This is a genomic window from Undibacterium sp. RuRC25W (genome assembly GCF_049339825.1).
In the GTDB taxonomy this organism is placed as follows: Bacteria; Pseudomonadota; Gammaproteobacteria; order Burkholderiales; family Burkholderiaceae_D; genus Undibacterium.
Map to the genome: position 1 here is coordinate 50509 of NZ_JBMPPD010000027.1, position 18136 is coordinate 68644.

Here is an 18136-nt window from a genome sequence, read left to right on the forward strand (position 1 = left end):
TAAGTATAACCAACGTTGGCTAAAGTCAGTCACCGAAAAGATCGGAAAAATATCATGAACATCATTTATCGATCAGTCTGGAACGATAAGCTTGGCCTCTTTGTAACGGTATCTGAAAACACAAAAAGTGTTATGCAAAAAAACGCCTCACGTGCCAGCGTGAGGAACGTTGGTCGACAACTGATCCTGACGACATTGGCCATTTCCTTAGTGCTCGTATGTAGATCCATCGCTTATGCGGGACCCGGTGGCGGTATCGTCACATCAGGTGGTGCCAACATCAACAATCACGGTGTCAATACGACGATTACGCAGTCGACCCAACATGTTGTCATTAACTGGCAAAGCTTCAATGTCGCAGTGGGTGAATCGGTTCAGTTTATCCAGCCTAATAGCAATTCGGTCGCATTGAATCGCGTCATTGGTGCAGACCCTTCCAGCATACTAGGAAGCCTCACTGCTAACGGTAAAGTATTTCTGATTAATCCGAACGGTATCTTGTTCGGTTTAGGCGCATCGGTGAATGTCGGTGGTTTAGTTGCCTCCACCTTGAACATCAAGGACAGTGATTTTATGGCAAGCAACTATCAATTTGCCGGTACAAGTAAAAGCACCATACTCAATCAGGGAACGATCAATACCAATATCGATGGCGGCTATGTCGCGTTACTTGGCGCTAACGTCAACAATCAAGGTGCGATCATGGCGAAGTTCGGCACGGTAGCTCTCGCAGCTGGTAGCGTCATGACACTTGATGTGGCTGGTGACGGCTTGCTCAATGTCGCAGTGAGCCAAGGTGTGGTGAACGCGTTGGTGCAAAATGGTGGCTTGATCCAAGCAAACGGCGGGCATGCGCTAATGACAGCACAGGCAACGACGAACCTTTTTCAAAGTGTCGTTAATAATAGTGGCATCATTGAGGCACAAAGCATCGGCAAACGAAACGGCACAATTGTGCTTCTTGGTGGTATGCAAAACGGTACGGTGAATGTGAGTGGTACGCTCGATGCTAGTGCGCCGACTGGTGGCAATGGCGGTACGATTGAAACGTCAGCCGCGAATGTGTTCGTCACAAATAACGCCAAAATCACTACCGCGGCGCCCCAAGGGGCAATTGGTACTTGGCTGATCGATCCACTTGATTTTACTGTCGATAGCAGCGCCACGGCGAACATCAGTGGTGCGGCGCTCTCGGCTCTATTGGTGACGAACAGTGTTGTTATCAGCACGGCGAACGGTTCTACCACCACAACACCCGGAAGCCCTCCAGTGACTAGTCTTAACACGACAACGACCGGAAATGGTGACATCAATATTAATCAGGCCGTAACGTGGACAGCCGCGCCAAGCACGACGACCCTGTCATTGAATGCTGCGCGTGACGTTAACATCAATGCGGCAGTCACAACGACTAATGGGAATGTTGCGGTATGTTGTGGACGTGACGTTAATATTAATGCCGCCATCGTCACAACCAATGGCAGTGTCCTGTTGAGTGGCGGACGCGATGTTAATTTGAATGCTGTCGCTGCCTTAACGACGACGGATGGCAATATCATGATGTGCGCCGGTAACAATCTGAATATCGGCGGGGCAATTACGCTGACCAGAGGCAGCATTATTCCCGCACAGAGCTTGGGGCTACCGCAAGGCTTGGTATTAAATGCAGGTATTGATGGTACGGGTCCCGGCGTTGCAGGCGGTACAGTCATTTTTGCTCCACTCACCCCACCCATTACGGTGACTGGTCCAAATGCTCCGGTGACGATTGACTATAATCCGGTCTCCTATTCTACGCCAACAGATTATTCGTCTCATTTTGTATTAACATCAGGTTCTACCCTCAAGCAATATATGCTTGTGTTTGCGACTGGAGGAGACAAAACCTACGATGGTACAACTGCGACGACGCTGACATCTTTGCAGGGTTCTCCCGCCGGAGTGACCTTGGTCGCTAGTCCAAGTAGTAACGCCATATTCGATACGGCAGATATTGGTACAGCTAAAGCAATCACCTTCACAGGTTATAGCCTTACTGGTACAAACGCGACTGACTATGCGCTACCGGTTTCTTGCTGCGGACCGAATGCGGGGAGTGCAAATACGATCGGAGCCATTTCTGCGCCACCCGTTGTTATACCTCCGGTCGTAGTACCGCCTGTCGTCGTACCGCTGGTCGTCGTACCGCCGGTCGTCGTACCGCCGGTCGTCGTACCGCCGGTCGTCGTACCGCCTGTCGTCGTACCGCCTGTCGTCGTGCCTCCGGTCGTCGTACCGCCTGTCGTCGTGCCTCCAGTCGTCGTGCCTCCGGTCGTCGTACCGCCTGTCGTCGTGCCTCCAGTCGTCGTGCCTCCAGTCGTCGTGCCGCCTGTCGTCGTGCCTCCGGTCGTCGTGCCTCCGGTCGTCGTACCGCCGGTCGTCGTACCGCCGGTCGTCGTGCCGCCTGTCGTCGTGCCGCCTGTCGTCGTGCCGCCTGTCGTCGTGCCGCCTGTCGTCGTGCCGCCTGTCGTCGTGCCGCCGGTCGTCGTGCCGCCTGTCGTCGTACCGCCTGTCGTCGTACCGCCTGTCGTCGTACCGCCTGTCGTCGTACCGCCTGTCGTCGTACCGCCTGTCGTCGTACCGCCGGTCGTCGAACCACCGGTTGTCGTACCTCCGGTCGTCGAACCACCGGTTGTCGTACCTCCGGTTGTTGTGCCGCCGGTCGTCGAACCACCGGTTGTCGTACCTCCGGTTGTTGTGCCGCCTGTCGTCGAACCACCGGTTGTTGTACCTCCAGTTGTCGAGCCACCGGTCGTTGAACCTCCTATCGTCTTAACGCCCGTTGAAATGCCGCCAGTTATCATCCAATCTGTTGTGCCTCCAACTGCGGTCACTCCTCCAGTTTCTCCATTGGTTGTCTTCATACCACCGGATACACCGCCGCAACTGTTGACGATTGTTCCTCCAGTAATAGCGCCAATGGCCCCGCCTGTCGTTACTCCGTTGGTAGTCACATTGGTTCCGCCACCACCACCTGCTGTGATCTATGTAGCACCTCAACGTAAGCCTAAGCCGGAGCGTCATTAAGTACATTGAAGATGCGAGAAGTAGAGATAGACTGATGAGATATTCTCAACAACAGCAAGGGTTACCTCCTTGGAAAAAAGTATGGCATCTACACCTGACAAATATCTGTATGGTGGGGGTGTTCATGCTCAAGAGAATGTATGGAGGAGTACTACTTGCTAGTCTTATTCCCTGTCTTGCCGTAGCGGCAGACAATGCTTCAGTACAATTGATATTGAGTTCCGCCACCCATAGCGACAACGTTAATGTTGCGCCTGATTCATTCGTAGCTGTCGTTCTAGATTCTCCACGACGCGCAAATTTTAAACACGAAAAAGCATCATCAAAGGTGATGTCCATGGCAGATTGGGTACTGACATCAGGCGATCATCAGCATAAGCCATTCTTGATTGTTGACAAAGTCCATGCCAAAGTTTTTGTCTTTGATGTTGATGGAAGTTTGCGCGGTGCGTCCCGAGCATTACTCGGGATGGCTTATGGTGACGAAACCGTACCAGGCATTGGCGACCGCGCAATCTCAGCAATTAGGCCAAAGGAACGCACTACGTCAGCGGGGCGCTTTATCGCCGCATTAGGGCGTGATGCACGTGGAGAAGAAATTCTTTGGGTGGACTACGATGCAGGTATTGCGCTACATCGAGTGATCACCACCAATCCCACAGAGCGCCGCCTACAACGTTTAGCAACGGCGACCTCTGTTGATAAGCGCATTTCCTATGGGTGTATCAATGTCCCAGTTTCCTTTTACGATAACGTCGTGCATCCGGTTTTTACAGGGACAGACGGGATCGTTTATGTGCTGCCAGAAATTAAGACGATGCGCGAAACTTTTGCCTCGTATGGGGTCGTCGAACAAAAGGAAATGATCTTGCATAAGACGATATCGAACGTAAAAAAAGAGTAAATGATTTGTCTGCAAAAAAGTGTCGTTTGAGGTGCGTTATCGAACAGTCCGATTGGAAAAGTCCATGGATGATGAACGTAACAGATGGATTGATCGCAATAAGGCGTTTCGCTTGCTGTGTTTCACAACTCGCCAATACCTACATAAAAAAGAAAGTTGAATGATGAAGACAGAGAAATGCATTGCCAAAAAAACGATCAGCGTATTCCGCTTTGCTGTGATGGTAGGGATGGTTGGTTTTACACAGATAGCGTACAGCGCGACGGCAAGTGGACCGATGTCCGTCAGCGCGACAGTATCGTCATCCTGCGTTGTCGGTACCTCGACGTTGGCGTTCGGTAGTGCAACGAGCGCAGCGATTACTGCTGGCAATGTCGATGCGACAGGAACTGTGACGGTCAACTGTACTTCGGGTTCGACATATTCCGTCGCACTAGATGCTGGTGCCGGAACAGGTGCCACAATCGCCATTCGGAAGATGAGCGCGGGTGCACAATCGCTTTCCTATACGATTTATTCTGACACGGGAAGAACAACGATCTGGGGTAATGGCACGCTCGCCAGCGTTCCCGTCGCTGGAACCGGCACAGGAACCGTGCAGAGCATCTCCGCTTATGGTCGGATTTTTGCAGGACAGAATGTGACCGCAGTAGCGTATGCCGATACCATCAATGTCACTATCACCTACTAATTCACCGACTAATTCACCGACTAACTCACCTACTGATCGCTTATCATGAATATCTCCCGTTGGAATCCAAAATGCGTGCTGCTTACCTTTGTACTATTCGTTGCCGCAGCAGGTAGCCAGGCAGGATCCATTGAATTGACACCGGTCCGTATCAATCTATCCGACGTTGCAAAAGTAGCGGTGTTGACCGTACGTAATACCGGCACTGAAGAATCAGTAATGCAAGTGACACTGAATAAATGGATCATTGATGGTCAAAATTATGTCTACAAACAGTCACAAGACCTCATCGTGACGCCCGTCACGTTTCGTTTAGCCCCGGGTGCCAAACAAATTGTTCGCGTAGGTCTAAGTGGGGCGCCCCCAGCAAACAAAGAAGCCGCTTACCGCTTACTTGTTGAGGAAGTACCGCCGCTGTTTTCACCCAATGACACACAGACACGGCTGGTGATACGGCACGACTTGCCCGTCTTTGTCGCGCCCGTCGCGGTTGTTAAACCAGCGCTTGATGTTTCTCTTGAATGTGCAGTGGACGGTGCTTCACTCCGGGTGACTAATATTGGCAATGTGCACACCCAATTTCGCAGCATTGTGTTGGAAAGTGTCACCGAAAGAAACGAGCTAGCACGTTGGGATACTTTCGACTATCTTTTACCCGAGGCGCATAAAAATTGGAAGTTGGCGCAGATCGCACCGGCCGCTGTAGGAAAAAGCTTCTTGGTGACGGCGTTCACGGATCACGGTTCGTTTACGGTCGATGTTAAGAATACGTGTTCGTAAGCTTAGTTCCCTTTTTGTTATGCTGCTAATGGTGCAGCATGTGGCGATGTTCGCCTATGCAGCACCATCGGATTTACCCTATCGTCCTGTACTTCTTGCAGTCACAGTCAACGATCTACCTGGGGACAACCTTGGTGTCGTTTTTATGCAGGATCAAACTGGCCAGTTGTTCGCTTCGGCATCGTTTCTCAGTATATGGGGTTTGCGTACAGGTGAGTCACAGATCATTGCGGCAGACCAGAGCATTTATTTTGATTTGATGAAAATCCACGGTTTGACCTATCGATGGAATCATGAGCAGGGCGAAGTCGATATCATCGCTCCGTCCGATACTTTTTTACCTACGCATCTCGATATTGCTAAGGTGTCAGCGAGAAACGTTGCTCCCTATTCGCCAGGGGCTTATTTTAATTACGATTTATCATTAACGCACGGCGGTGGTGTCAGTGCCAACCAAGCCTTGTTTGATCTCGGCCTATTTAGTGGCAAGGGATTGCTCACTAGTAGCTTCACTGTTGGTAGCGCAGGAAGTTCGCGGTTGATGACCACCTTTGAGATAGATCAGGTCGATCAGATCAAAACACTACGCATTGGCGATAGTTTTGGTAGCACCGGAACATGGGGGCTTGGGGTACTTTTTGGCGGTTTTCAATATGGGACAAATTTCGCTGTTAGACCTGACTTTATTACGATGCCACGGCCCAGTATTTCAGGTAAAACTCTGCTTCCGTCAACCGTCGATGTGTACGTCAATAATATATTGCAGACGCACCAGAAGGTTGGTGCTGGGCCGTTTGCGATTCAGAATCTTCCTGTGATTACAGGCAATGGCGAGGCGAAGATTGTGGTGACGGATTTACTTGGGCGGCAACAAGTCATTTCCCAGCCGTTCTTCGTCAGTCCTGATCTGCTGCGCGAAGGTCTTGTCAAAGACTCGATTGAATTCGGCTGGCTCCGACAGAATTACAGTCTTCCGAATAATGGGTATTCCAATCCTTTTGCCACAGCAACGTATCGTCAAGGGCTTAGTAATAGCCTGACAGCAGAGATGCGCATCGAATTACAAAAAGGGCTAGAGGTCACCGGGGCTTCCGTCGCTGGACTGATGCCTGCCATCAGCAGCGTGATCGAAGGCTCCTTGGTGGTCAGTCACGCAGAGGGACTGGTGCCAGGGGTAATGAGTAGTCTCAGTTACGGTTATCTCGGTCGCGCTTGGTCTGCTAATGCGCGCATACAGCTCAATAGCCTTAGTTTTCGACAGATCGGCAGCGATATTGCCAATCTTCCGCGACAACTTGGCGCAGTTCAACTCAATGCGCCACTAGCCAATGGAACTTTTTCAGTGAATTATCTGCGCCAACAGAATCAGGGCGAGAGTCTGACCCGCATCATTAATCTGAACTATGCGCATCGCATCACTGATAGTGCATTCTTATCTCTAACCATGATTAAGCCGTTGTCGACGGTCGGCACAACCATCGGGTTGGCGCTGACGATGAATGTTGATCAAAGTCATTCAGGTAGTACCACGCTCAATCGGCAAGCGGGTTCCAAAACGCTATACACAGATTTCCAGCAAGCGACGCCACTCGATGAGGGGACAGGTTATCGGCTTGCGGTACTCAATGGTGATGCCGAAAATATCTCTCGTCAGGAGGCGAGCGTTACACGCAATCAGAAGTACGGCAGTTTTCAGGCGGATGTTGTACGCCAGGGTGGCGAAGTCAGTTCGAGACTCAATGCTGCCGGGGGCATTGTCATACTTGATGGCGGCATTTATTTTTCAAGGATACTCAACCAAAGTTTTGCCGTCGTGCAGACGAAAGATTTTTCCGGGGTACCAGTTTATTTAGAAAACCAGGAAGTGACGCAAACCAATCAACGCGGTCGCGCGGTAGTTAGTAATCTACAGCCGTATCAGGAAAATCGTATCAGTATTGATCCGCTTTCGCTACCGATAGACGCTGCAATGAACGAGATCGAAAAGAGTGTGATACCACGTAGTAAAGGTGGCGTCATCATTGATTTTGAGGTGCGCAGGGTACGCAGTGCGACGCTGGTGATTATCCAAGCTGATGGCCAGCCGCTACCACCGTGGACGCCAGTTGACGTTGTTGGCATGGAACATCCATTTGTATCAGGTAATCGCGGTGAAGTATTTGTTGAACTGCCATCGCTTAAAGAAAACCATGTGATCGCACGGCCGCCGGGAGGACCTATTTGTGAATTAAGCGTCGACATGCCAGATTCTGGCGCAGCCATTCCGAGGTTAGCGCCATTGCAATGTGCAAAAAGTCGTTGAGGACTCACATGCCTTATCCAAAAAACAGTGGTCGCTATCAAACACACACTGACTTCAAGAGGTTGACACGTTTTCTGCTGCTCGTTTGTTGTATTGCAGGGAGTGGGCGAGCGCATGCAGCTTGGTGCAAAGTCACTGGTGGTGGCGTTGCCTTTGGTGCCTATAATCCATTGGCATCAAGCAATCTGGACACCACGGGTTCGCTGGTCATGCAGTGTAATAGTACCTTTAACGTGATATTGAGTATCAGCCTTGGCAGTGGTAAAGGTGCGACTTATTCTGGGGGACGAAAAATGACTAACGCCAAGCAAAATACACTCATCTATAACCTCTACACCGATGCCACCCGCACGCAAGTGCTGGGTGATGGAACTGGGGGGAGTGTGACCATGCAGATCAGTGGAAGAAATACTTACACGCAGCCGATATGGGCACGCATCCTAGGGAATCAGCGTACAGCTGCGGCTGGGAGTTATGTTGATAGTGTGGTAGTAACGATTTCGTATTGAGGTAGTTGAGGTACTCATTCAGACAATGTGTTGACTCAGAGATTATATTAATACGCAATAGTGAGAACGGCGTGATCGCTGTCGGTGATGCTAGATAATCGCGGTAACTCAATACGACGTGAGCCAGTGAAGACGAGGTCGTTATTGCCACGCATTGTAACAAGACCAGGCTTGGCAACGTAGGTCAGACTCGCCTGAAACGGAAAGGCAGGTGGGCAACCAACGTGAGCAATCACCGAGTCTGCGACTACAGATAATATCTTGCTATTGGCGTAGACGTCACAGGAAGCCAACACAATCATTGATACGTTTAACTTGCCACGAGCAATCTGAATGTCGCCAGCCGCGCTTGATTGACTCAGCAGTAAATTAAACAATAAAAAGCCAAAGACGGTACGAATAGGCATAAGGTCATTTCAGAAAGAGATGGGGGCTGTTCTTTAACGGCAACATACGGTGAAACTGAAGACTTATTTTGCGTCACGAACTAGAACAAAGAGAACTGACAAAAAATCGCAGACATAAAGTGCGCCACCGAACAGCCTAAGATGTTTAATACCGATAACGTGGTGCATTAGCCAATCAAACTAAGCAATGATTTTTTGCTTTGTATGTCACCTCATCCATGCAATTTTTCGTCGTTTTTTCACGTCATCGCAATGAGATTGGTGCCATCTTCTTTACTGCGTCGACTGACTATAAGGTGAAACAAACTGCCCATGAAATCAACGCATAAAATTGTTATCTTATTTGTCATCGGCGTCTTGTTGGCGTCGATGGGAATTTTTTCTGCATTTCTGGCTTACTCAGAATTGGGAAATGTCGTTTTAATTCGTAACCGATCCGTCACACTTATTACCAAGGTGAATAATTTTCTATCCCTCATGAAGGATGTAGAAACTGGTGAACGTGGTTACGTTATCACTAACGACGTGACTTATTTAACCCCTTACCTGACTGCGGTTGCTACCGTTAATGCTGATCTTAAAGAACTACTGGATATGCAGCAATTGGCTATTTCTCATCGACACTTAGAAATATTGGTTCCGCTCGTCAATGCGAAACTGGCTATCGTGAAATCTCTGATTGATCTCAAGCGGGATAATGAATTGACGACGGAGATTGTGCGCGCCAAAAGTGCTGAAGGAAAGAAGCTCATGGATACTATCCGTGCAGAGGTCGCCAGCTATGACCACATTGAAGATGCATTGCTTATTCAGCGTGAAGCAAGTTTTCAATCAAAAATGAACTACCTGTTTATGCTCATGGTCGTGGGCAGCATCGCGACACTTTTCGTTGCTTGCCTTATTGCTTTTTTGATTTACAAAGAAGCGCAACAACGCGCTACCAATCTTATTCATATCGAGTCTGAAAAAATGCTCGTTGCGCTGCAACTGAAGAATGAAGAACTCATTATTGCCACTGCGAGTGCAAAAGAAGCCAATGTAGCGAAATCGGATTTTCTGTCTAATATCAGTCACGAAATTCGTACGCCAATGAATGCCATCATCGGCATGTCCTACTTATTGATGAACACGGCATTGACCACTCACCAGCGTGATTACATCCTAAAGATAAAAAGCGCCAGCCGACATTTACTCAATATTATCAACGATGTACTAGATTTTTCTAAAATCGAAGCCGGAAAGCTCGTCTTAGAATCGACAGAATTTGAGTTAGACAAAGTCTTAGAAACCATCGCGAATCTCATCGCAGAAAAAGCGACCGCCAAAGGGATAGAACTGATATTTGATGTCGCTAAAGATGTGCCGCCACTGTTGATTGGAGATCCAATCAGACTTGGCCAAATTTTGATTAATTTAGGTACCAACTCAGTCAAATTTACTGACCAGGGAGAAATCGATATTCTCGTGAATCTGGTTGAGCAGACTGAGAAAGAAGTGGTGATTAAATTTTCTGTACGCGATACAGGTATCGGTATGACCCAAGAAGAAATCGCTAAGTTGTTTCAACGGTTTACTCAGGCCGATAGCTCGACCACCCGTAAATATGGCGGTAGCGGGCTAGGACTCGTGATTGCAAAGACGCTGACCGAATTAATGGACGGACAAATCGGCGTCACAAGCGAACTTGGCAAAGGGAGTTTATTTTGGTTTACGGTACGTTTAGGCAAAGGTATCGGTCAACGTCGCAAATTGGCATTGTCAACCGAAATGCGCGGCAAGCGTGTTCTGGTCGTCGACGATAATGATAATGCACGGATCGTCATCGTCACATTGCTAACGAGTATGGGTTTTAAGGTAGATGAAGTTTCATCAGGTAAGCAGGCAATCGAAGCCGTACAAAATGCGGCGAGTGACAACAGTCATTATGAAATTTTATTTCTGGATTGGCAAATGCCCGTCATGGACGGTATTGAGGTCGCAAGAAGAATTTAAAAAACTCAATCTCAATGCTATTCCCCATATGTTGATGGTGACCGCGTATGGCAGAGAAGAAGTATTGCAAGAAGCAGAAAGAGCAGGAATTGAAAATGTCTTGATCAAGCCAGTCAATGCCTCCATGTTATTTGACAGCGTCATGCGTCTTTTTAATGATATCCACGATATTCATAGCGATGGCAGTGGCGATACTGTTTATGATAACGGCGCTGCTCTACGTACCGATACGGCAAATGGACAGACTGCGGCCTTTAAACAATTAGCGACCATTCGCGGTGCCCACATTTTGCTCGTTGAAGATAACGACCTCAATCAGGAGGTCGCTCTTGAGCTCTTACGTAGCGCTGGATTTAATGTCGATTTGGCCGAAAATGGCGAAATTGCCGTCGCCAAAGTCCGCGCCGCTGACTATCAACTGGTATTGATGGATATGCAGATGCCAGTGATGGATGGTGTGACCGCCACCATAGAAATTCGCAAGGATCCGCGTTGCAAAGACTTGCCTATCGTAGCGATGACTGCTAACGCAATGAAGGGCGACCGTGATCGCTGCCTTGCTGCTGGGATGAACGACCATGTTCCTAAACCAATTGAGCCAGAGGATTTGTGGAAAGCCATCTTAAAATGGGTCACCCCTCTCCATCCTACACAGACCACCCAAACGGTGATTGGTCTTGAGGACGAAACAGCCGTTGTGCCAGTATTAACGCCCGATATGACACCGCCGCTTTCACTGGTGATACTGGCGGAGAACCTTTCGAGGCAGGCCAGCGTGCTCGATACCAAAGTGGCATTGCGTCGGCTTCTCGGCAAACAAGAACTGTATCAAAAGCTGTTAGATATGTTTCTGGCAGGGCAAAAGACAGTGGTGGCTGATATTACGGATGCCTTGAATAAGGAGGATTGGATATTAGCGGAACGCGTAGTGCATACGCTGAGGGGCGCATCGGCCAACATAGGTGCAACCCAGCTACCAACATTGCTAGCGCAACTAGAAACAGCGATACGGTCACATCAGCCACGTGCGGCTGTCGATGATTTTCTTCATCAGATCGTTCAGCCTCTTCAACGATTAATTGCCGAAATAGAGCGGATCGTGCCGCGCGAGCAGGATAATCCAAGTATTACCGAAATTGATCACGTGAAGCTAGAAAAACTGTGCCTCACATTGCGCACTTTACTTAGCGAGCATGATGCACAAGCCAACAAAGTCACTAGCACGAACGCCGATTTACTCCGCGCCGCTTTTCCAAACGAGTATGCCTTGATCGCTGAAAACATCGACGCTTTTCGTTACGAAGCAGCATTAGTCCTCCTCGATAGTGCGCTACGTTCGTTATCACCCACTGACTGAGAGATGCTATGGTCGAACTTGATTATCCCTTGAAGTCAACCCTGTTACTGGTCGATGATGCACCAGACAGCCTCATGTTAATGAGCGAATTGCTGAGTGATACCTACAGGATTAAGGTTGCTAATTGTGGCGACCTGGCATTGAAAATTGCTGCTTCAGCGACACCACCAGATTTGATTTTACTCGATATCATGATGCCGGATATGGATGGCTATGAAGTATGTCGGCGTCTAAAGAGTAATCCTGTGACCATGAATATTCCCGTTATTTTTCTGACCTCGATGGATCACGTCGAAGACGAAGAAAAAGGCTTAGCGCTAGGTTCAATTGACTACATTACCAAACCGATCAGTCTTCCCATCGTCAAAGCGAGGGTCAAGGCGCATCTTGCGCTCAAGACGATGGCCGATTTTTTGCGAGATAAAAACGATTATCTTGAGTTGGAAGTAGAAAAGCGTACTCGCGAGTTATCAGCGATACAGGATGTCACCATATTAGCGATGGCTTCTCTGGCAGAAACGCGCGATACAGAAACCGGTGGCCACATCCGTCGTACACAGTTTTATGTCAAAGCGTTAGCAGAGAAACTGAAAACGCATCCACGTTTTAGTGCATTTTTGACGCCAAACAATATCAATATGCTGTTTAAATCGGCGCCCTTGCACGACATCGGAAAAGTCGGCATTCCTGATCGCATTCTGTTGAAGCCGGGTCGTTTGGATCCCGCAGAATTTGAGATTATGAAAACCCACACGACCTTGGGATATAACGCTATTTCCCATGCGGAAACCGCGCTCGGTACAACGGTCGATTTTTTATCGTTTGCTAAAACGATTGCCTTGTCGCATCAAGAAAAATGGGATGGTAGTGGTTATCCACAGGGACTGATCGGCGATGCCATTCCGATTCCGGCGCGTTTGATGGCGGTGGCAGATGTCTATGACGCCTTAATTAGTCGCCGTATTTACAAGGCCGCAATATCCCATGATCAAGCCAAAGTCATCATGGCCGAAGGGCGTGGTACGCATTTCGACGCGGATATCTACGACGCTTTTGCTGCGATCGAAGATGAATTTCAACGTATTGCATTGCGATTTGCTGATGCAGAGCGGGAGATCGAAAACAAACGCGATTATCTGGGTGTCAAAGATTCTGTATAGCGTAAAAATGACACCCTTAAAGGTACGTTGGCGTACTGAAGAAGTATCTTCGTTTAGGTAAAGTTTTACTCGCGGCATCGCTACGTAAAGTGACCTGATGGTTGGTGTATTTTTTTGTGAATGCTTCATGTAAAACAGATGTTGATTTATGTTGATTTATGTTGATTTACGTTGATTTACGTTGATAGGAAATTACCGATGAAAGCACTTGTTTATCATGGACCCGGCAAAAAATCGCTGGACGAATGCCCAAAACCAATCGTGATTGATACGACGGATGCGATCGTCCGCGTGACCAAAACAACGATTTGCGGTACCGATTTGCATATTCTCAAAGGGGATGTTGCGACCTGCCAACCAGGACGTATTCTAGGTCATGAGGGCGTTGGCGTGATCGAGCAAGTCGGTTCTGCTGTGACAGAATTTAAGCCCGGAGATCATGTTTTAATCTCATGTATTAGCGCATGCGGCAAATGTACATTTTGTCGCAAGCAAATGTATTCTCATTGCACCACAGGTGGCTGGATACTAGGCAATACCATTGATGGTACGCAGGCAGAATTTGTTCGTATTCCTTATGCCGATACCAGTCTGTATCCCATTCCTGATGGTGCCGACGAGGAAGCTTTGGTCATGTTAAGCGACATCTTGCCAACAGGGTTTGAATGCGGCGTGCTCAACGGCAAGGTGCAACCTGGCAACACCGTCGCTATTGTCGGGTCTGGACCAATCGGGCTGGCCGCCTTGTTGACAGCACAATTTTATTCGCCTGCCGACATCATCATGATCGATCTCGATGATAACCGACTCGCCGTCGCAAAGCGATTTGGCGCGACACACACTGTCAATAGTAAAGATGGTAAAGCCTATGAAGAAGTGATGAGATTAACCAGCGGGAGAGGCGTTGATACGGCCATCGAGGCGGTAGGGATCCCTGCAACCTTTGAGCTTTGCGAGAAAATTATCGGTGCAGGTGGCACGATCGCCAATATTGGTGTGCATGGCACAAAAGTCGATCTGCATCTGGAGAACCTGTGGGATCGCAATCTGACGATAACGACACGGCTGGTGGATACGATCAGTACACCGATGTTACTCAAGGTCGTTGAATCGAAAAAACTCAATGCGACGTTGCTCATTACCCATCATTTCAAACTTACTGAGATTCTTAAGGCCTATAACACGTTTGGACATGCGGCCGATACCAATGCGCTCAAGGTCATTATTGAGATGTGAGGCAAAAATGGACGCACCAATAGACGCACCAATAGACGCCAAAATAGAACAAACCGCCATCGGCATGTTGCAGCTATCGGGTTCATGGACTGTGTGCCAGTTAGGATCGGTGGTGCGCCAACTTGATTTGCTATTTCGTTCACCACCACCCCGATTGCAACTGGACGGTAAGAAAATAACAAAAATCGATAGCATTACCGTCTGGGTTTTACAGGCACGACTAAAAAAATTACAAGAAGACGGCACGCAAATTAATATGCTGGATTGGCCGCCGGAATATCAACGCATACTAGCCAGCTTGCCGCCAAGGTCTCAACAAGTCGTCCAGTCGCCTCGCCGCGCAGGAATAGTAGAAACGATCGGCAAAGTGAGTGTTGTGGCCTGGGCAAACAATCTCGCCCTACTCAGTTTTATTGGTGAAACTGCGGTCGCATTCATGGATGTTTTACGCCATCCCGGACATGCCAGGGTTCGCAGTGTTTTGCATGATCTCCAGATCAACGGCGTCAATGCGTTGCCAATTGTCGGCGTGACTTCTTTTTTATTAGGCATCGTGATTGCTTATCAAGGTGCCGATCAACTTCGACATTATGGGGCCAATATATTTGTTGTGGAATTGGTTGGCTATGCGATGTTAAGAGAATTTGCTCCGTTGATCACGGCCATCATTGTTGCTGGTCGCTCGGGATCTGCGTATGCAGCGCAGATCGGAACCATGCTCGTCACGGAAGAAATTGATGCGCTTAAAACGATCGGGATTAAGCCGATTGATTTATTAGTACTGCCCAAGTTGATTGCGCTCATGGTTGCCTTGCCGTTGTTGACCTTGTTTGCCGATTTGCTTGGTGTGCTTGGCGGCATTTGGATGGCCAATAGTCGGCTTCAGGTATCACCCCATGAGTTCATTGCCCGTTTTGGAACTGAAATTCCGCTCAAAACCTTGCTCATCGGTCTTGGTAAGTCGTGGATTTTTGCCATTGTGATTGTTCTGATTAGTTGTTATCAAGGTTTTCGTACCAAGGCCAATGCCGACAGTGTTGGTCAGCAGACGACGCGCAGTGTAGTGCAATCCATCTTTATTGTGATTGTGCTCGACGCTGGTTTTTCGATTGTATTCAACTTGCTGGATCTTTAATGCGTTCAGAAAATGCCACCACCGATACCATCAACGATGACTATGTGATTCAGATGAAGCATATTTGTACTCGGTTTGGCGATAAGGTAGTCCACGATAGCGTCGATCTGCAAGTACGGCGCGGCGATATTTTTGCTATCGTTGGCGGTAGTGGATCGGGCAAATCAACGCTGTTGCGAGAAATGATTTTGCTCCATAAACCAGATAGTGGCAGTGTCAATATTCTCGGTACAGAGTTAGCCGATCTAAACGACACACAGGCGAACGAGTTGCGTCAGCGCTGTGGCGTCATGTTTCAGAAAGGCGGTTTGTTTGGCACCCTGACCGTTAGTGAAAATATCGGGCTTCCGTTGCGTGAACATAGCGATTTAGACGATGCGACGATCAATCAAATCGCACTTTGGAAATTGGAGCAGACGGGATTGCATCCAGAATCTGCAACGCTTTATCCCGCTGAACTCAGTGGCGGCATGTTGAAGCGGGCAGCGATGGCACGCGCACTCGTGCTTGATCCTGAATTGTTGTTTCTCGATGAGCCAACTGCTGGGCTTGATCCGACAAGCGCAGATGGTATCGATGCATTAATTTTACAGCTGCATGCTGTTTATCGCCCAACCATTGTGATGATTACGCATGATCTGGATTTGCTTTGGCAAGTGACGCAACATGTCGCCGTTTTAGGTGGGGGTAAAGTCATCGCTTCAGGTTCAATGGCTGAACTCTCGCAGCTACCAAATCCTATCATTCGTGAATACTTTGATGGCGCACGTGGGCGTGCTGCACAACTGCAGGCAGCGCACCTTTCACATAGTCGCACTAACGTCGCGCACGATACAAAGGTGGATGCATGGAAACCAAAGTAAATTTAGTCCTCGTCGGACTCTTTGTGTTAATTCTTGGCACCTTATTCGTTGCCGTCGTTTTATGGCTTTCCGTCGGACTTGGCCATCACGAGAAGCCTAAATTATATTTGTCTGTCATGAATGAATCAGTAGCAGGACTCAATTTGGATGCGCCAGTGAAATACCAAGGCGTCAATGTCGGTAAAGTACAGGCAATTACGCTCAATCGACTTGATCCGCAGCAGGTACTATTAATTTTTGCGATGATCCCTGACACGGTGATTAAGTCCGATACATACGCCGTCCTGGCAACGCAAGGGTTGACAGGTATCGCCTACGTGGAACTGAGTGGTGGTTCGCCCGCCGCTCCCTTACTTGTGGCCAAGCTCGGCGCGTTGTATCCACAAATACCGAGTAAGCCATCGTTAAGTACCCGACTAGAAAATGTCTTGAGCACTGCCATGGCTAACTTAGACCACACCACAGCCAACATTAACGCGATGTTAAACGATGAAAATAGACAGGCGTTGAGAACAATTCTCAAAGATACCTCCGCTTTGATGGCAAGTTTAGCCTCACAGAAAGCGAATATCAGTCGCGGCATTAACAAGGCCGCCATCACCATGGACAATACAGCACAAGCCAGTGTCAAACTCGATCCGCTCATCGCACGCATGAGCGCGAGTGCCGAGGCGATAACGGCCATGGCAGATAAGCTCGCTGAGGCGAGTGCCGATGCACAAAAAACCGCGCAAGAAGTGGGAGGAGGGGTGCACCAAGTCCGTGTTGATACCTTACCTCAGTTACAAAAAATGATGCAAGAAATTACCGAGCTTTCTAGCACATTAACCATGTTAGCAGAACAAATGAAGCAAGACCCCGCAAGTCTGCTACGCGGCCGCAAAGCACCGCCTCCCGGTCCCGGTGAAACGCCTACAGAGCTCGTTACGCCATGAAACGTATTGACTGCAATCATCTCATTCTGGCATCTGGACTGCTGTTGTCTGGCTGCTCGCTGTTGCAACCGGTATCGCCATCACCGCAGAAAGAATATCGATTAGAGGCCGCGCCGTTCGTCAGCGTGGTCCGACCACCCACATCGTCTATGAGCATCACTCTCAGTATCATCCGTGCAGCCTCGGGATTGGATAGCAAGAACATGTGGTATCTGCGACGTCCGTCTCAGATCAATAGGTACCAGCAAAGTCAGTGGCAGCAACGTCCTGCAACGATGCTTATGCCTCTGGTCATGAATGCGCTCGAAGTCAGTGGTCTATTTACAGTGATCGTCCAGTCGCCTAATCCGATCAATACCACCTATCAGTTGGAGTTGGAATTAACCCAACTAGAACAAGATTTCACGGTGCATCCAAGTGTGGTTCATGTTGGACTACGTGCCTATTTGTCGGAAAATAAAACGCATACCATCGTCGCATGGCAGGAGTTTCGTGTTGATCAGACTGCACCAACGGAGGACGCCTACGGACAAGTCGTTGCCAGCAAACTAGCAACGTCTGAGTTATTACAGCGATTGCTTGTGTTTTGTCGATCGCATGTAAGCCAGGATGAAGGGGCGCGTTAATCAGCATTGATTGCATTTTTTTATATATTAGCTTGCTGAATGACTGGGCGAATTCTAGGATGAAGTGCAATTTATGAACGGTACCGGTTAATGAGGGCAAGATGCGATAGCATTTGTGCCTTTTTGACCGGCCAGTCGAAATTGCATAATGAACTACACACATCTCACCCAAA

15 protein-coding genes and 1 pseudogene are annotated in these 18136 nt (G+C 48.7%); 14 read left to right on the forward strand and 2 right to left on the reverse strand.

All coding sequences use genetic code 11. The features are described from left to right. Nucleotides 1–54: 54 nt before the first annotated feature. Nucleotides 55–2052: pseudogene (locus ACO0KV_RS13090) on the forward strand (filamentous hemagglutinin N-terminal domain-containing protein); the annotation flags it as partial. Nucleotides 2053–2134: 82 nt separating this feature from the next. On the opposite strand, the gene ACO0KV_RS13095 reads toward ACO0KV_RS13090, so the two are convergent. Continuing rightward, the gene (locus ACO0KV_RS13095; protein WP_423042991.1) at nucleotides 2135–2788 is read right to left on the reverse strand and encodes a histone H1-like repetitive region-containing protein; all 654 of its coding nucleotides are present in this window, start codon (nucleotides 2786–2788) and stop codon (nucleotides 2135–2137) included. Between the two features lie 312 nt (nucleotides 2789–3100). On the opposite strand from ACO0KV_RS13095, the gene ACO0KV_RS13100 reads away from it, so the two are divergent. The 5 genes from ACO0KV_RS13100 to ACO0KV_RS13120 all read left to right on the forward strand — a co-directional run bounded on the left by ACO0KV_RS13100 (nucleotide 3101) and on the right by ACO0KV_RS13120 (nucleotide 8252). After that, nucleotides 3101–3970, forward strand: a complete 870-nt coding sequence (locus tag ACO0KV_RS13100; RefSeq protein WP_423042974.1) for a hypothetical protein — start codon at nucleotides 3101–3103, stop codon at nucleotides 3968–3970. Between the two features lie 160 nt (nucleotides 3971–4130). Continuing rightward, a complete protein-coding gene (locus ACO0KV_RS13105; RefSeq protein WP_423042975.1) occupies nucleotides 4131–4661 on the forward strand; it encodes a Csu type fimbrial protein in 531 nt (176 codons plus the stop codon). Between the two features lie 45 nt (nucleotides 4662–4706). Next, nucleotides 4707–5441: a fimbrial biogenesis chaperone gene (locus ACO0KV_RS13110; RefSeq protein WP_423042976.1), complete on the forward strand. Its 735-nt coding sequence runs from the start codon at nucleotides 4707–4709 to the stop codon at nucleotides 5439–5441. A 46-nt stretch (nucleotides 5442–5487) separates the two neighbouring features. Beyond that, nucleotides 5488–7743, forward strand: a complete 2256-nt coding sequence (locus ACO0KV_RS13115; RefSeq protein ID WP_423042977.1) for a fimbria/pilus outer membrane usher protein — start codon at nucleotides 5488–5490, stop codon at nucleotides 7741–7743. 8 nt (nucleotides 7744–7751) lie between these two features. Beyond that, complete coding sequence (locus ACO0KV_RS13120) at nucleotides 7752–8252, forward strand: Csu type fimbrial protein (protein ID WP_423042978.1); 501 nt, start codon at nucleotides 7752–7754, stop codon at nucleotides 8250–8252. A gap of 47 nt (nucleotides 8253–8299) precedes the next feature. Here the strand turns inward: ACO0KV_RS13120 and ACO0KV_RS13125 are convergent, their stop codons facing one another. Next, complete coding sequence (locus ACO0KV_RS13125; RefSeq protein WP_423042979.1) at nucleotides 8300–8659, reverse strand: hypothetical protein; 360 nt, start codon at nucleotides 8657–8659, stop codon at nucleotides 8300–8302. Between the two features lie 312 nt (nucleotides 8660–8971). Here ACO0KV_RS13125 and ACO0KV_RS13130 point away from each other — a divergent pair, with 312 nt between their 5' ends. From ACO0KV_RS13130 to ACO0KV_RS13165, 8 genes are all read left to right on the forward strand, one after another. Continuing rightward, nucleotides 8972–10651 carry an ATP-binding protein gene (locus ACO0KV_RS13130; RefSeq protein ID WP_423042980.1) on the forward strand — a complete coding sequence of 560 codons (1680 nt, stop codon included), beginning with the start codon at nucleotides 8972–8974 and terminating at the stop codon, nucleotides 10649–10651. Further along, nucleotides 10584–12008: a response regulator gene (locus ACO0KV_RS13135; protein ID WP_423042981.1), complete on the forward strand. Its 1425-nt coding sequence runs from the start codon at nucleotides 10584–10586 to the stop codon at nucleotides 12006–12008. Before ACO0KV_RS13130 ends, ACO0KV_RS13135 begins: the two co-directional genes overlap by 68 nt. A gap of 8 nt (nucleotides 12009–12016) precedes the next feature. Then, the gene (locus ACO0KV_RS13140; protein WP_423042982.1) at nucleotides 12017–13168 is read left to right on the forward strand and encodes an HD domain-containing phosphohydrolase; all 1152 of its coding nucleotides are present in this window, start codon (nucleotides 12017–12019) and stop codon (nucleotides 13166–13168) included. Nucleotides 13169–13366: 198 nt separating this feature from the next. After that, nucleotides 13367–14404, forward strand: coding sequence for a zinc-dependent alcohol dehydrogenase family protein (locus tag ACO0KV_RS13145; protein WP_423042983.1), 1038 nt, complete (start codon nucleotides 13367–13369; stop codon nucleotides 14402–14404). Nucleotides 14405–14411: 7 nt separating this feature from the next. After that, nucleotides 14412–15539 (forward strand): MlaE family ABC transporter permease, encoded by a 1128-nt coding sequence (locus tag ACO0KV_RS13150; RefSeq protein ID WP_423042984.1) that lies wholly within the window; start codon nucleotides 14412–14414, stop codon nucleotides 15537–15539. Then, nucleotides 15539–16402, forward strand: coding sequence for an ABC transporter ATP-binding protein (locus tag ACO0KV_RS13155; protein ID WP_423042985.1), 864 nt, complete (start codon nucleotides 15539–15541; stop codon nucleotides 16400–16402). Before ACO0KV_RS13150 ends, ACO0KV_RS13155 begins: the two co-directional genes overlap by 1 nt. Then, nucleotides 16387–17337: an MlaD family protein gene (locus ACO0KV_RS13160; protein ID WP_423042986.1), complete on the forward strand. Its 951-nt coding sequence runs from the start codon at nucleotides 16387–16389 to the stop codon at nucleotides 17335–17337. Before ACO0KV_RS13155 ends, ACO0KV_RS13160 begins: the two co-directional genes overlap by 16 nt. Continuing rightward, complete coding sequence (locus tag ACO0KV_RS13165; protein WP_423042987.1) at nucleotides 17334–17963, forward strand: ABC-type transport auxiliary lipoprotein family protein; 630 nt, start codon at nucleotides 17334–17336, stop codon at nucleotides 17961–17963. The genes ACO0KV_RS13160 and ACO0KV_RS13165 overlap by 4 nt, the downstream gene beginning before the upstream one ends. Nucleotides 17964–18136: the final 173 nt, after the last annotated feature.

Bases quoted from the DNA above. Each gene is read 5' to 3' on its own strand.
- ACO0KV_RS13100 (WP_423042974.1), top strand. From the start codon at position 3,101: ATGAGATATTCTCAACAACAGCAAGGGTTACCTCCTTGGAAAAAAGTA.
- ACO0KV_RS13105 (WP_423042975.1), top strand. From the start codon at position 4,131: ATGATGAAGACAGAGAAATGCATTGCCAAAAAAACGATCAGCGTATTC.
- ACO0KV_RS13110 (WP_423042976.1), top strand. From the start codon at position 4,707: ATGAATATCTCCCGTTGGAATCCAAAATGCGTGCTGCTTACCTTTGTA.
- ACO0KV_RS13115 (WP_423042977.1), top strand. From the start codon at position 5,488: ATGTTCGCCTATGCAGCACCATCGGATTTACCCTATCGTCCTGTACTT.
- ACO0KV_RS13120 (WP_423042978.1), top strand. From the start codon at position 7,752: ATGCCTTATCCAAAAAACAGTGGTCGCTATCAAACACACACTGACTTC.
- ACO0KV_RS13125 (WP_423042979.1), bottom strand. From the start codon at position 8,659: ATGCCTATTCGTACCGTCTTTGGCTTTTTATTGTTTAATTTACTGCTG.
- ACO0KV_RS13130 (WP_423042980.1), top strand. From the start codon at position 8,972: ATGAAATCAACGCATAAAATTGTTATCTTATTTGTCATCGGCGTCTTG.
- ACO0KV_RS13135 (WP_423042981.1), top strand. From the start codon at position 10,584: ATGAAATTTTATTTCTGGATTGGCAAATGCCCGTCATGGACGGTATTG.
- ACO0KV_RS13140 (WP_423042982.1), top strand. From the start codon at position 12,017: ATGGTCGAACTTGATTATCCCTTGAAGTCAACCCTGTTACTGGTCGAT.
- ACO0KV_RS13145 (WP_423042983.1), top strand. From the start codon at position 13,367: ATGAAAGCACTTGTTTATCATGGACCCGGCAAAAAATCGCTGGACGAA.
- ACO0KV_RS13150 (WP_423042984.1), top strand. From the start codon at position 14,412: ATGGACGCACCAATAGACGCACCAATAGACGCCAAAATAGAACAAACC.
- ACO0KV_RS13155 (WP_423042985.1), top strand. From the start codon at position 15,539: ATGCGTTCAGAAAATGCCACCACCGATACCATCAACGATGACTATGTG.
- ACO0KV_RS13160 (WP_423042986.1), top strand. From the start codon at position 16,387: ATGGAAACCAAAGTAAATTTAGTCCTCGTCGGACTCTTTGTGTTAATT.
- ACO0KV_RS13165 (WP_423042987.1), top strand. From the start codon at position 17,334: ATGAAACGTATTGACTGCAATCATCTCATTCTGGCATCTGGACTGCTG.